We start from the raw sequence: 15,029 nt of genomic DNA, 5'->3' as shown, positions 1-15,029 counted from the left end.
AGCAACTATCTTAAACTTATTAAGAAGGAATTTTTTTAATTCATAACCATACCCGACATCGAGATATGAATTTGATGATATAAATCCTAATCTACCACCAGGTTTAATAAACTTTGCCGCATGGAAATATAAATATGTGTAAATATCGGCTTGACCGGATATTCTAAGTTCTTTATTGCCATTAGTGCTGTTTTTGAAAATATCACGATATTCATTATACCAATCTTCAGTTAAGACCTTTGCCAACTTGCTCTTGTAGCCTTTGACCTTCTTCTCTATTTGTTCCTGACGAATAAACGGGAAGTTGCCAACCATCCCGTCAAATTCGGGCATTGGAACTTTTACTTTGAGAAGATTATTGGGATCAACCTTAGGCGGTGGAAATTCAAATATTTGTTCCGTTTTTATATCGAAAAAATCCATGACTTGAATTCTAGGAAAGTTGCTATAATTTGAGATGTCTTGACGAAAAAGATTACTGGTTGCCAACTCAGCTGGAAATTTAGCAATATCAACGCCCCATATTTGAGGCAGGATGTCATGATGTTTTTTCTTGTACGCCGAAAGCCATTTTAATCTGGAGTAAATTCGATTCAGAAACGTGCCGCTGCCGCAGGTTGGATCGCAATAGAAACCATCTTTTGAATCGACAACAAAACCTATAATAAAATCTACAAGGTCCTCTCTTGTGAAATATTGCCCAAAACGATGTTTTTCTCCTTCTGGTATAAGGCTTTCAAATATTTCCCCAATTATATCTTCCTTAACTTGATTAAAATTATATTGATCAAGCTCTTTTAATAATTCAATAATCAGATAAGCGCTTTTATCTGGAACCCCTATTTTTTCATAACTATTCTCAGGTTCAAAAACCGCATGCCAGTCATATCTGCGAGCTGCCTCAAATGCTTTTTTTAAAGCCTGTTTTATATCTCCGGATTCTTGGAGTTCCTTATATAAATCCGGCAAATCCCCAAAATGTCTTCTAATAGTATAATAAAATAGTATCTTTGTTATCAAACCATATACCCATTGGCCGGCAACAAGTTCGTTAATTTCTTTCGTGTTTAAATCAGGAAGCCCCTGTTTTGAAATAAATGCTTCAATTTCAACTCTAAATTTTTTATTTTTCAGTGCATCAGCAAGATGTTCAACAAAATATTTTTCCAGTATTTTCGTTTTGTTATGAAGAAGATTTATAAAAAAATACTTATCCGGCTTGAACTTATGTAAGTGTCCCTTCGTTTTAATTTGAATTAAGTCATCCAGAAAATCCTTTAGATATTTTATTAACTGGATTTTTTTATTGCGAGCTAACCATTCCTCAATATCAGAAAATACATAGGCAGGATAAGGTTTTTTTTCTGTTATATCATCATCGATGAAATATAGTCGAGCTATTAGAAAATCCCATGTTAAGGCAAATTTTACGTCTAATCTATCGGCGACTTCTTTTAATCTTTCAATATCTTCGGTTTTACCGGGTTGTTTTAACTCTATAAAGCAAAAGGCGTCGCCTGCTTGCCTATCATGCCAAATAACAATATCGGGGAATCTGCTTGTAGTTCCTGTCAAGCTTGTTTCTATAGTACTTGTTTCAAACGGATAGTTGCGGGTTTCTAAAATTCGATTAATCTGTTCGCTGAGCCAACTTGCAACTTCCCTTTCGGTAGTTTTTACAGTCATAAAATTTTCTCCATGCAGAAAAAATATAGAATTTAAATAGGTGTTTGTAAAGATATAGTTTTACTCAATTTAGAAAAGCCTTTTTATAATGAGCCCCTACTTCCGGTTCATCCTCCCCCGCGCTAATGAGGCGAAAATTCCGCCGAAACACATGACCGCAAATATGGTAAACGCAACCCTCATGCTTTCAATAAATTGCGGCTGATTCGCCACGTTTATTTCTGACTGCCCTAACAGCAAAGCCATAATCATCATCACAATACCCATCGAAAACATCATGCCAACCTGCCGCATCGTGCCAACCGTGGCGCTGGATACGCCATAGAAACGCCGTTCTACCGAACTCATAATCGCATTAGTATTGGGAGATGAAAAAAGCGCGAAACCGAAACCAAAAAGCATCAGGCAGAACATAATGTATGTCAACGACGTCCCGGCATTCAAAAATGTCAGCAGCACAAGCCCGATTAATGTTATCACCATGCCCACAGAGGCAACTGTTCGCGGTTCTATCTTATCAGACAACCTGCCTGCGATTGGCGAGAAAATAGCCTGGATTACCGGCTCAACTATCAGAATTGTACCTGCTTCCTGGGGAGGATATCCCCGCACTTTCTGAAGGTATAAACTTAAGAGAAAAGTAACTCCGAATGTCGCCGCATAGTTTATGAGAGCCGCCAGATTCGAGAATGCAAAAACGGTGTTATGGCGAAACAGGTTAATATCTATCACGGGACTTTCAATTCGAAGTTCGTATATTACAAATAATACCAAACTAATCAATCCGATGCCGACAAGAACACCAGCTATAACAGACGGCATCCGGGAAAAGCCGTACATCGTCGAGAGAAGCGATAGGCCAAGAATTATAGAACCCCAAAGATCAAACTTCATCTCCTTAGCCTCAGCCCAATCGCCTTTGAGCATAAAGAAGATGATGCTTAGAAGTATCAATCCGAGCGGGAGATTCAGCCAGAAAATAAACCGCCAGCCCAAATGCTGAGTAATCAACCCGCCGAAAAAGGGACCGGTCGATAAGCCAAAATACACGGCGGCTATAGTAATCCCCAGCACCTTGCCGCGTTCGCCAATCGGGAATACTGATATTAAAATCGCCATACCGGTAGCGAATATCATCGAGGCGCCAAATCCCTGTAACGCGCGGCATATTATCAACATCATGGAGGAAACAGAATTCGCTATTAAAATGGATGATATGGTAAAGACTATTACGCCTATCATATATATTTTTTTTCTGCCGTAAATATCGCCCAGCCGGCCAAATGGTATTGAAAATGCTGCCGCCGACAACAAAAACGCCATATTCACCCAGCCAAGAAGAACCGCGCCCATTGAAAATTCCTGCCCTATTGACGGCAAAGCCACATTTACGGATGAACCCATAAATGGCCCTAAGTAGGAACCTACCGCAGCAACGATTAAAGCGGCGCGTTTATTTTTTTGCAGTTCTGTTTGGTCCATTTAATTTTTATCTCGTTTCGTTATTGCCACCATTGTCTGAAGAACTTTTAAATTCGCTTAGACTCGAATTATTAGCTCTTATTTTATTATTGGGATAAGATATTATATGATTGAATGTTTTTGCCAGCTAAATATTTTTTAAATTTTGCAGCCATGCCCGCCGGCAGGTTGGAATTTTATTGTGGCAGTAAAAAGAGGGCGTATGCAATACGCCCCTACGCGTGACGGCATATTATCTAAGGCGGACTGCCCTACTAATGATATTGGAAAGTATCAATTACTGAGTGGTCAATTCTTTAATTCAAATTTTCATCTTTGCAAACAGCATCCAAAACGCCATTTACGAATCTTCCGGAATCTGCCGAGCCATAGGTTTTGGCCAATTCGATAGCCTCATCAATGGCGACTTTCAGAGGTATTTCGGACATATATTTGATTTCGGCTATGCCAAGCCGCAGGATATTCTTATCGACAATAGCCAAACGCTTGACTTCCCAATTGGTAATATGCTTTTTAAGAGTTTTATCGATGTCAGAATAATTATTCTTCACTACTTTATAAAGCTGTCTGGCAAAAGCATAGCCATCATCATTAAGGTAATGCGTAGAAGCGCAATAATCCAAATTATCGCTGGCATTATTATCGCCGACAATCTCGACAGAATACAGAACCTCCAGTATGACGCATCTGGCTTTGTGTCTTTGACCCATCTACTTAATCTCTTTGAATAGATTAACCATCTCGATTGCGGTTTGAGCCGCCGCAAATCCTTTATTGCCGGATTTCGAGCCGCATCGTTCGATAGCCTGCTCTAAAGTATCGGCGGTAACCAATCCGAAAACAACCGGCAAACCGCTATCAAGCGATATTTTAGCTACTCCCTTGGCGACCTCGCTATTGATATACTCATAATGCGGTGTCTGCCCCCGTATCACTACTCCAAGGCAGATAATCGCATCAATTTTTTTCAGCTTGGCTATTCGCGCCGCCGCATAAGGTATTTCGAATGAACCCGGCACTCTGACAATAGAGATAGTATCCTCAGAACCGCCGTGACGTTTTATACAGTCTAAAGCGCCATCCAAAAGTTTTTCCGAGAAGAACTCATTAAAACGCGAGACAACAATAGCAAATTTTTGCCCGGCAGCGTTTAAATCTCCTGAGTATTCCATGTTAATTCCTTTCGCAGCAGTTACAATTTACATTATAGCCATTTTTAAGAATATGACCCAGTTTATCCCGCTTGGTTTCGAGATAATGGACATTGTACTCGTTGGGCGGGATATCCATAGGTACCCGTTCAACAACTTTAAGATTATAGCCTTTAATTCCGACAACTTTTTTAGGGTTGTTGGTGATAAGCCTAATAGTGGATAAACCCATATCGACAAGAATCTGAGCGCCGATACCGTAATCGCGCAAATCGGGAGCAAAACCCAGTTCGACATTAGCCTCGACAGTGTCTCGACCGTTTTCCTGCAGTTTATAGGCCTTAATCTTGTTCGCCAAACCGATACCGCGCCCCTCCTGACGCATGTACAGCACAACACCTAAGCCTTCTTTATCAATCATTCTAAGCGACTCGGCCAATTGTTCGCCGCAATCGCAGCGGCATGAACCTAAAACATCACCGGTTAGGCATGATGAGTGTACTCTTACCAGCACATTTTTCTTACCGTTAACATCACCTTTTTCGACTGCCAGATGGTGATGGTCATCGATAGAGCTTTCATAAAGATGCAGCCTAAAATGACCGTATTTTGTCGGAAGGTCAACTGTTTCGACTCGCTCGACAAGTTTTTCATGAAGTCTGCGGTAGGCTATCAGGTCTTTGACGGTAATAATTTTCATATCGAATTCTTCAGCCATTTTCATAAGCCTTGGCACTCTGGCCATGTTGCCGTCATCATCGAGTATTTCACATAGCAAACCGCTGGGTTTAAGCCCTGCCAGATGGCAGAGATCTACGGATGCCTCTGTATGACCGGCGCGGACAAGCACGCCGCCATCACGCGCCTGCAGGGGGAATATATGTCCGGGACGTCCAAAATCATCAGGCGGTGTATCGATATTGGCTAAGGCCTTAATTGTTGCCGCTCTGTCATAAGCGGATATACCGGTAGTTGTGCCTATGAGATAATCGACTGAGACAGTAAAACGGGTACCCATACGAGCGGTATTGTGGGACACCATTTGGTCTATTTTCAATTTCTCAAGCCACTCGGCGGGCAAGGGTGTACACATTAAGCCGCGCGCATATTTGCTGATAAAATTGACAGCTTCCGGAGTTGCTTTCTCGGCGGCCATAATCATATCGCCCTCATTTTCACGATCATCATCATCGCAAACAATGATGATTTTTCCTTGCTTTATATCCTCAATTGCTTCTTCGATTGCATTAAAACTATTCATATATTTTACCTCATAAAACCGTGTTGTTTTAAAAAATCCATCGAAAGTGATTCTTTATCATTATTAAAAATTTTTTCAACATATTTGCCAATCATATCGAACTCGAGGTTTACATTATCGCCAGCCCGGCGGTATTTTAAATTTGTTTGCTCGATAGTCTCAGGAATAAGCGATACCGAAAAAGCATTCGGCTCTATATCAAAAACAGTCAGGCTGATTCCATCGATAGAAACAGAGCCTTTTTCGATAAGGTATTTGCTGTATTCTTTAGCGAAAGATATTCTGAGTATGGCGCTTTCCGCGTCTCTCGCTAAGCCGTGCCCGCCGGCAGGCAGGCTAATGATTTTGCCTACGGTATCAACATGCCCCGATACAATATGACCGCCAAGCGGGTCATTTAATGTCAGCGGCAGCTCAAGGTTTACCTCATCGCCGGCTTTCAAGTATTGAAAGTTAGTTCGGGAAACAGTTTCGGGAGTTGCCAAAACCTCAAACCAATCATCGCTTATGTTAACTGCGCTCTGGCAGGCGCCGTTTATGCTGACACTGGCTCCCTTTGTTAATGAGGCTGCGGATTGGGGCGCTTTAACTTGGATTAACAAAGCATCGCCCTGTTTAAATACAGACTTGATACTACCTCTTTCCTGAATGATTCCGGTAAACATTTATTTTATATCTCCGCATATTACGTAATCAGGGCTTAGTTTTATCATCTTTTTATTAATTAACTTGATTGAGCTGTCAATAGTTTTTATATCAAGGTCGTTTATGGCGCTGATTCCCTCGCCGATTATTATGGGGGCAGTTATTACGATTATACTGTCGGCTAATTTTTGTTTCAGAAAGCTGGTAATGACTTTCGAGCCGCCTTCAACCAATAGCGATGTAATATTCTTATCGCCGAGTTTTCGAAGAAGCGCTTTTAAATCCAAGCCATTTGATTTGACCGGCAGAGTTATAATATTCGCTTTTTCGAATGATTCCCCCCGACATTGAGTAAACCCCTTACGGCTTGTGGCGATGATAGTCTGGGCGTTGTTGTCTGCCAGCAGACGCAAGTTATTATTAAGTCTTCCCGAATCGGTAAGCAATATTCTAATTGGATTTTTGCCTCGCGCTTTTCTAACTGTCAGTTGCGGGTCATCTATGTTGGCTGTATGAGCGCCAATTAGAACCGCATCATATTTTACTCGTAATTGATGAGCGAATTTTAGCGACTTTTCGCCGGAAATCCATTGCGAGGAACAAGTCGATGTTGCGATACGGCCATCAAGGCTCTGGGCATATTTTATTGTAACATACGGCAGGCCGGTTGTAATATATTTATTGTAGCCGCGGTTTATTTCCTCGCATTGCTGTTGTAAAATACCATGTTCAACTTCAATCCCGGCTTCCTGTAGGCATTTTACGCCTTTTCCATTAACCGATGGATTAGGGTCGAGAGTGCCAATAACTACTCGTTTGATGCCGGCTTTGATTATCGCCTCAGTGCATGGCGGAGTGCGGCCATAAATACAGCAGGGTTCTAAAGTAACGTATAAATCGGAGCCTTTGGCGGCATTCCCTGCTTTCTTTAAAGCTAAAATTTCAGCATGGGAACTGCCTGCCTTATGATGATAATCGCCGGCGATAATCTCGCCATTTTTTACAATAGCGCAGCCGACTGCAGGATTTGGCGATGTGTGCCCTATGCCCTTTTGAGCCAGTTTCAGGGCGCGGGTCATTATTTTTTCATCATTTATTTTTGCAGTCATAAAAAAATCCCTGCCTTCGGGGACAGGGGTATAAGATTACATAGGTATATAAATACCTTTAACCTATCTTCTCCTATCCGGACTGTTACCGTCGGCGCCTGAATTTCATAGGCTCAACCCATACGGGCTCGCGGGCTTTAACCGCCGGTCGAGGATTTCCGCCTCGCCCTGAAGACGCCGGAAATATAACAATTGGATAGCTTATGTCAAGATTTTAAATCCGGGAATTTTCCTGTTTTTTCAGAACACAATAGCCCGCATTATTCACAAACTCCAGCATACGATACTTCAATGTGTAAATTAGTCATTGCGAGTCCGCCTAAGGCGGACGCGGCAATCTGTATGCTTTAATTTGCACGGCAACAAGGAGATTGCCGCGTCGTCCGCCATAGCAGGAGCAATGACTCTCTTTTAAGGAGTTTCCCCATTTTTTCAAAAACTATGATTTCCACTTATTGAAAATGTTAACCCTATGAAACATACTATACTATAAAGATTTTACCGGAATTTTCGGGGAAACTCCTGTACCTTTTTACTACTTGGAATAAAGAGGGCGTATGCAATACGCCCCTACGCGCGGCAGTATATATTATCCTAAAACATCAGATATTATCAACCGTTTAGGCGGGTCGTAGTGAAACGTGACCTGTCGATTTTTTTTAGCAAGCAATGTGTCAGTTCATCCGCCTTAGGCAGAATATGAACTGCTACAACATAAATTTAAGCTTGGGAGTTTTACCTTTTTATTACTTGGAATTTGGAATAAAGAGGGCGTATGCAATACGCCCCTACGCGCGGCAGTATATATTATCCTAAAACATCAGATATTATCAACCGTTTAGGCGGGTCGTAGTGAAACGTGACCTGTCGATTTTTTTTAGCAAGCAATGTGTCAGTTCATCCGCCTTAGGCAGAATATGAACTGCTACAACATAAATTTAAGCTTGGGAGTTTTACCTTTTTATTACTTGGAATTTGGAATAAAGAGGGCGTATGCAATACGCCCCTACGCGCGGCAGTATATATTATCCTAAAACATCAGATATTATCAACCGTTTAGGCGGGTCGTAGTGAAACGTGACCTGTCGATTTTTTTTAGCAAGCAATGTGTCAGTTCATCCGCCTTAGGCAGAATATGAACTGCTACAACATAAAAGATTTTAAATTCGGGAAAATTGACCGAAATAATTGATTGTTAAAATCTACAATTTCAAATATATTATCATAATGAAAAAACAGCAAACCTCTCCCCTGTTCCATAGGCGGTTTTATGCTTGATTTCTCACAGAAAATGTATCGCCGGTTGTGCCGGGCAATCAATGACGCCGGCTACCGGACAATTATTATGGGTGATTACTTTACGCCGAATGATTCGGGCAAGCCGCGCCTGATGCTTCGCCATGATGTTGACCGCGACCCGATGCTGGCGTTTCAGATGGCGCAGATAGAACATGAGCATGGGTTGATATCGACCTATCTTTTCCGGGTTGTCGATACCGTATTCAAGCCTGATATTATCAACAAAATTGCCGGACTGGGTATGGAAATTGCCTATCATTATGAGTGCCTCGATAGGGCTAAAGGCGATTATCAAAGAGCATTCGAGATTTGCCGGGACGATTTGGCTAATCTGCGGAAATTAGCACCGGTGAAGACTATGGCAATGCACGGCAATCCGCTGACTAAATGGGACAATCGCGACCTGTGGAAAAAGTATGATTTTAAGGATGTGGGCATCGAAGTGGCGGCATATTTGAATATCGATTACAAGAAGGTGCGCTATTTTTCCGATACCGGTCGAAGCTGGGATGAGGGACGCGGCAATATCTACGATTTTGTCGGCGAACAGCCTGCGCATACGCTTAAGACCACGCCGGATTTGATTGAGTATATCAGTCATCACAAGCAGGACACCTGCATATTGGCTCATCCCAACCGCTGGCCTGATACTTTATCGAAATGGCTTTATAACTGGGCGTTTGATATGGCGGGGAATACGGTTAAGGGAGTTATTAAGGTTGTGCGGAGATAAAAGGGAGGGAATGTTAAAGGTTTTTATAAGTATGTATCCATCTTTAAATTGAAAGGAATAATAACATTTAACCTAAAATAAATGTTGTATCATAAACAGTTATATTGTATTAATATTTAGTTATTTGTTGAAATGATAGTGATGTTTGAATTATAATAATGATACAATATTATTAAAATAACTGAATAAAGAATATGAGCTATTGGACAAAATTAAGCATTGAATATGCAAATCAAAGAAATTATTTGGATGATTTATTTCAAGTTTACCCTACCATTCCTGAAGGGATAAGAGATATTGATAATGTTATATGGCAAGATATTGAAAAAGCTTTTAAGAAACGCGATAATGTTAATCTGATAAAAATCCTGCTCAAACTTGACTTATTTCCGATAAAAGATTCTTATTTAGCATATCTAAAAAGAGATAATTCCTCAATTGAAAGAAATCCGCAAACTATAAATCGTTTATGTGGTCGTCTTTATGAAATGGGTCTTGACAATCTTTTTACCAAGTGTTCCGAACCAAAAGAAACTAATCGACAAATTGGTCCTTTGTTTAAAAGATGGGTAAATAATCTATCTCTTGGCATAAAGCCAGTAAATTTAAACGAATTTGTAAACTTAAAAGGAAATGCCATATTAGATGGAAGTGATGCTGAAATGCTTAAATTTGCTAAGGAGTAATTAAATTACAAACGAAATAAGGGTTTAGATTTTGTTGGACATTTTAATGGAAGGTATGTTATTGGAGAAGCAAAGTTTTTAACTGATTTTGGGGGTCATCAGAATGCTCAATTTAATGACGCAATTTCTACACTAAAAGTTAGGAATGTTAATGCGGAAGTAATAGCAATTTTAGATGGCGTGCTGTATATTAAAGGTCGCAGTAAAATGTTTAAAGAGATTTCGACAAAACTAAAAAAATACAACATTATGAGTAGTCTGTTATTGAGAGATTTTTTATACCAAATTTGAAAAATTGAAACTATTAAATATGATTCTGACTTACAATAATAAAAAAACCGAGCAAGAGATTTTAGAAAATACTCCCAAAGTAAAACTAAAACATATTAAAGGTAATAATTCATCAAAGAATAAGCTTTTCCAAGGAGATAATCTTCCTATTTTAAAAACCATACTTGAAGATTATAAATTAAGAAATAAAGTTGACTTAATTTACATAGATCCCCCTTTTGCTACTAATGGACATTTTAGAATAAGTACAGACCGAGCAAATACTATAAGTCAAGGCAGTAATGATAGTATTGCATATAGTGATATTTTGATTGGAGATGATTATTTAGAATTTTTAAGAGAACGGCTGATATTTTTAAGAGAACTAATGTCTGATAAAGCATCAATTTATTTACACATTGATTATAAAATCGGGCATTATATCAAAGTTATTATGGATGAAATATTCGGAAAGAATAATTTTCGCAATGATATTACTCGAATTAAATGCAATCCTAAAAATTTCAAAAGAAAAGCTCATGGAAATATTAAAGACTTAATCCTTTTTTACTCTAAATCAGATAATCATACTTGGAATGATATAAAAATTCCTTATACCGAAAAAGATACAGAAAGACTTTTTAAGAAATCTGATAAAAATGGCAGACGATACACAACAATACCTTTACATGCTCCGGGTGAAACAAATAATGGCAAAACAGGTCAAGAATGGAGAGGAATAAAACCACCCAAAGGAAGGCATTGGCGAAGTAAACCGGAAGTATTAGAAGAATTAGATAATAATAACTTAATCGAATGGTCTTCTTCCGGTGTGCCAAGAAAAATAATTTATGCTGATGAAAAGAAGGGGAAAAAAATTCAGGATATTTGGGAATTTAAAGATCCACAATATCCGTGTTATCCAACTGAAAAAAACTGCGAACTATTAAAATTCATTATAAGAAATTCATCTAATGAGGGAGATTTAATCTTAGATTGCTTTTGCGGCTCAGGAACAACCTTAGCAGCTGCTCAAGAAACAGGGCGCAACTGGATCGGAATTGATAATTCGGAGATTGCAATAGATGCTGCAATAAAGAAGTTATTGAAAACACCTAAAAGCTTATTTGCAAATAATGATGATTATGAATTGATAAAGCAATAGAGTTATCAGGCTGCCTCTTTAAAGCGCCAATAGGCGGCGAAACCGGAACTTACAACTATCATTATCAGGCCAAGCCATACAAGGTTTATCAGCGGCTTTTTGGTAATTTCTACGATTAATATCTGCTTATCCTTAAATACATCGGGAATATCATTTTCGGAAATACCCAGCATAATTGCTCCCTCATCAGCGCTTATCTTCAGAAGATATACGTTCATATTGGTTCCGGGAAGCGCGGCTGGAATCAGTTCGGGGGTCTCGCCTGATAGCTTGTATATTGGCTTTATCGTTTCGGTTTTGCCATCAATAGTCTTCACTTTCAGTTCTGCCCCAATTGAGAACATCCCGCTGTCTGCATGAGAGCCTTGAGCGAACCCCTCAAAAGTGATTTCGCAGCCATCGAATACTTTCGTCTGCCCTTTCGACAGGATGATTGTCTGGCTGGAATCAGCCGCTTTTATGGTCTTGATTTCCTCAGGCGAGATGTATAAATCATAGGATAAGAATTTTTTAATATATGGGTTTCTAACTAATCCCTGACGGCTATAAATGAAATCAAGCGGGGCGTTAAAACTGTCCGAACCGCGTTCTACAACAAGAATAGCCTGTTCCCGGTTGGCGTCAATAATCTTAATGCCTTTATAGGTAAGCCTGTAACCCATTAACTCTTCGGATTCGTTAAGCTCAAGCGAGGATTTTTCTCCATAAGAATAACCTGACGATATAACAATACCGATAAACATCAGGGCTAAACCTATGTGGATAATATCAGCTTGAATCTTATTAAAGCCACGCTGGGAATGGTTAATCATTAAAATGAGATTGGCGATAAAAGCAAACGCGCTGGTGAAAATAAACAGCAGGTGAATGATATTATATACTCCCATAAGCGCGCTGAGAGCAACTATCATTACAGCGGCTATAAGCGGGACAATCAATTTGTGTTTCAATTCGCGCCATGATATTACGCGCCATGTAAACACACCTGCCATGCCGAGAACAATGCCGAGTATAACGGCAATCGGCAGATTAGTTAATGGATAGTAAGATATGTCAACGGCTGAGGGTTCCATAAACAGCCTGGTGATAAGAGGCGCTGATGTTCCCATAAGCACTAAAAATGCCGACAGTATTATAAATAGCATCCCGAGGAAAACGGCGAATTCTTTTGATAATGGCGACCGAGTTGGTTCGGCAGAATTTATTGATTTTGCCCTGAGCGCTAAGAAGCCATATGAAACAACCGTAAAACCAATCAGGAAGGCGGCTAAATAAGCATTCAACCCCAAATCAACAAATGAGTGAACTGAGAAATCTGCTAATACGCCAGAGCGGGTTAGAAAAGTGCCGTAGATAACCATCAAGAATGTCGTTATAGCTAAAAACAGATTGGTTTTCCTAAAGGTTCCTTTTTTACGTTCAAGTATCATGCCGTGAACCAAAGCGATATTAGCCAGCCAAGGCACTAACGAGGCATTTTCAACCGGGTCCCATCCCCAGTAGCCTCCCCAGCCGAGCGTTTCATACGACCAATAGCCGCCTAAAAATATTCCGGCGCCCAGCGTACAGACAGAAAATATCGCCCACGGAAAGGTCAGCTTTACCCAACTGTCGAATTTATTTGAAGCCAGCGCTGCCATAGCAAAGGCGAAAGGAACAAATGTTGCTGCATATCCCAAAAACATTATGGGCGGATGTATCTGCATCCAGAAACTTTGCAGAAGCGGATTCAATCCCTGCCCATCGGGCGGAATTGCCGCGTTTAGTTTAAATGGCGATGATATATTTAGCAGCGTAAATAAAAACAAAAGGCTTATCATGTAAAAGAACATTACCCAGCCGATCTGTTCCTTTGCTTTTAATCTAACCCATAAGCCAAGCAAAACGCTGAAAGCCGCCCATAGCAGGAAAGAACCCTCCTGTCCTGCCCACAGCGATGTGATTTTAAAATTAACCGGCAAGTCTATGGATGAACAGCTTGAGATATAAGTGAATTCAAAGCGGTCATTTAAAAATAATATAATCAGGTAAACCACAGCGGTGATTACTAAAGCTGTCGCCGCATTATATGACCATCGGGAGACTAACAGATATTTATTACTGCCGCGGGCGGTAAAATAATAGCCTGCCGCTGATAAGACAGCTGCTGCTGTCGCTAATGCCAGAATGTAAGAACCTGTTATCATCAATTGCTAATTTTTCTACTGTTCGATGTTGGCAGACGAGGACATCCGCCAACCACCTGATTGCTACTACCCGGCTGTCGGGTGAAAAACATCCAACAGCACAATCAGAAATAACTTAATAGGGCCGTAGGGACGTATTGCAATACGCCCCTGGCATATATTTTGGTTTAGCGGCTGGTGTATGTCCTCCTGCACCAGCATTAATCATCGTTGACACAACTTTATTTTTCGTTTCCCTGATATTTAGATGGACATTTCACCAACAGATTGTTGGCATTAAATACATCATCTTTAAAGATGCCAATGCAAACCACCGACTTAGCTTGCTCAAAATTAGCCGGTTTGATGCCGGTATAATTAACCAGCATCCTATCGTTGTTTTCATCATATATATAGAATGAAAACACACCGGTGTTCTCATCATAATGACTGCTGGCGTAATCTACGAAGCCAATAATCTGTACATTAAGATGCGATAAGCGCGCTTTCTCGAAGCCTACATAAGGAGTTGCGGTATCTACAAGCGACCATATCCCAAGACCGCCGAAGATGACAACAACTACAACGCCGATTATTGCTCTATACTTGCCGGACAATTTTTTCAATTTTCTCCACTTTGCGGTCTAATCTGAATATATAAAGCCATAATATAAACCATACCAAAAGCGATATGAGCATAGTTATATAAACTGTCAATCAAGCCTCCTTTCAAGAGCTTTGATTTTTGATGAAATCGAATAAATCCAGATGTATAATAATAAAAATGCCAGTATTGACGGCCCAAAAACAAGCCAGGTTTTTGCAGACATTACTATAAAGGCTCCCGATGCCGAATCGCCCGGCGAACCCGGATGAAGACCGAGAGTAATCCTTGGCCATATAAACATCGTAAATACAGCGGCTATGAAACCCAATATTGAATATACCGCCGATAGATTTGCCTTTCTCACCGGGTCTGATATTGCCGACCTCAGAGAAAAATACGCCAGATATATTAAAAGTAAAACTGCGATTGATGTTTCCCGCGGGTCCCAATTCCAGAATGAGCCCCAAGTGTATTTGGCAAATACAGAGCCGCTTAAAGTCGCCAATATACAGAATACCGTGCCCAGCGATGCCGCCGATACTGATTTATAGTCGTATGCCAGTTCTTTTTTCCGTAAATACATAATAGCTTGAAACATGGTAAAACCATAGGCAAAAAATGTAACCAACGCTATGGGAACATGAAAATAGAATATCCTATATATCTCCGGGTTTGAGACCCCGCTCATAGGCGGCTCTATCAAGTAGGCGCCGATAATAACCCATGAAAACAAAACCAGCACGCTTATTTTATTAATCATCTTCAGCATC

At 40.3% G+C, this 15,029-nt stretch carries 12 protein-coding genes, 1 pseudogene and 1 riboswitch; of the genes and pseudogenes, 3 read left to right on the top strand and 10 right to left on the bottom strand.

The genetic code is table 11. From position 1 onward, the window contains the following. The 7 genes from J7K40_01965 to ribD all read right to left on the bottom strand — a co-directional run. The coding region (locus J7K40_01965; protein ID MCD6161161.1) for an SAM-dependent DNA methyltransferase at positions 1-1,686 on the bottom strand (1,686 nt) is incomplete at its 3' end. A 96-nt stretch (positions 1,687-1,782) separates the two neighbouring features. After that, positions 1,783-3,168, bottom strand: coding sequence for an MFS transporter (locus J7K40_01960; protein ID MCD6161160.1), 1,386 nt, complete (start codon positions 3,166-3,168; stop codon positions 1,783-1,785). 296 nt (positions 3,169-3,464) lie between these two features. Continuing rightward, entirely contained in the window at positions 3,465-3,878 is a 414-nt protein-coding gene (nusB, locus tag J7K40_01955) for a transcription antitermination factor NusB (protein ID MCD6161159.1), read from the bottom strand. After that, positions 3,879-4,340 carry a 6,7-dimethyl-8-ribityllumazine synthase gene (locus J7K40_01950; protein MCD6161158.1) on the bottom strand — a complete coding sequence of 154 codons (462 nt, stop codon included), beginning with the start codon at positions 4,338-4,340 and terminating at the stop codon, positions 3,879-3,881. 1 nt (position 4,341) lies between these two features. Next, positions 4,342-5,580, bottom strand: a complete 1,239-nt coding sequence (locus J7K40_01945; GenBank protein MCD6161157.1) for a bifunctional 3,4-dihydroxy-2-butanone-4-phosphate synthase/GTP cyclohydrolase II — start codon at positions 5,578-5,580, stop codon at positions 4,342-4,344. Positions 5,581-5,585: 5 nt separating this feature from the next. After that, complete coding sequence (locus J7K40_01940; protein ID MCD6161156.1) at positions 5,586-6,245, bottom strand: riboflavin synthase; 660 nt, start codon at positions 6,243-6,245, stop codon at positions 5,586-5,588. Beyond that, entirely contained in the window at positions 6,246-7,334 is a 1,089-nt protein-coding gene (gene ribD, locus J7K40_01935) for a bifunctional diaminohydroxyphosphoribosylaminopyrimidine deaminase/5-amino-6-(5-phosphoribosylamino)uracil reductase RibD (protein ID MCD6161155.1), read from the bottom strand. Positions 7,335-7,395: 61 nt separating this feature from the next. Further along, a riboswitch (FMN riboswitch) is annotated at positions 7,396-7,514 on the bottom strand. Positions 7,515-8,604: 1,090 nt separating this feature from the next. Between ribD and J7K40_01930 the strand changes: the two genes are divergently transcribed. From J7K40_01930 to J7K40_01920, 3 genes and pseudogenes are all read left to right on the top strand, one after another. Next, positions 8,605-9,366 carry a hypothetical protein gene (locus tag J7K40_01930; protein MCD6161154.1) on the top strand — a complete coding sequence of 254 codons (762 nt, stop codon included), beginning with the start codon at positions 8,605-8,607 and terminating at the stop codon, positions 9,364-9,366. 194 nt (positions 9,367-9,560) lie between these two features. Further along, positions 9,561-10,343 (top strand): annotated as a pseudogene (locus tag J7K40_01925) (restriction endonuclease). Between the two features lie 19 nt (positions 10,344-10,362). Then, on the top strand, positions 10,363-11,487 hold the full coding sequence (locus J7K40_01920; protein ID MCD6161153.1) for a site-specific DNA-methyltransferase: 1,125 nt from the start codon (positions 10,363-10,365) through the stop codon (positions 11,485-11,487). 5 nt (positions 11,488-11,492) lie between these two features. On the opposite strand, the gene ccsA (J7K40_01915) is transcribed toward J7K40_01920, so the two are convergent. From ccsA (J7K40_01915) to ccsA (J7K40_01905), 3 genes are all read right to left on the bottom strand, one after another. After that, positions 11,493-13,673, bottom strand: a complete 2,181-nt coding sequence (gene ccsA / locus J7K40_01915; GenBank protein ID MCD6161152.1) for a cytochrome c biogenesis protein CcsA — start codon at positions 13,671-13,673, stop codon at positions 11,493-11,495. A gap of 221 nt (positions 13,674-13,894) precedes the next feature. Continuing rightward, a complete protein-coding gene (locus J7K40_01910) occupies positions 13,895-14,278 on the bottom strand; it encodes a cytochrome c maturation protein CcmE (protein ID MCD6161151.1) in 384 nt (127 codons plus the stop codon). A gap of 87 nt (positions 14,279-14,365) precedes the next feature. Next, positions 14,366-15,019 carry a cytochrome c biogenesis protein CcsA gene (gene ccsA / locus J7K40_01905; GenBank protein ID MCD6161150.1) on the bottom strand — a complete coding sequence of 218 codons (654 nt, stop codon included), beginning with the start codon at positions 15,017-15,019 and terminating at the stop codon, positions 14,366-14,368. Positions 15,020-15,029: the final 10 nt, after the last annotated feature.

This window comes from Candidatus Zixiibacteriota bacterium, assembly GCA_021159005.1.
Taxonomy (GTDB): domain Bacteria; phylum Zixibacteria; class MSB-5A5; order UBA10806; family 4484-95; genus JAGGSN01.
This window is presented reverse-complemented; position numbering and strand designations above follow the sequence as displayed.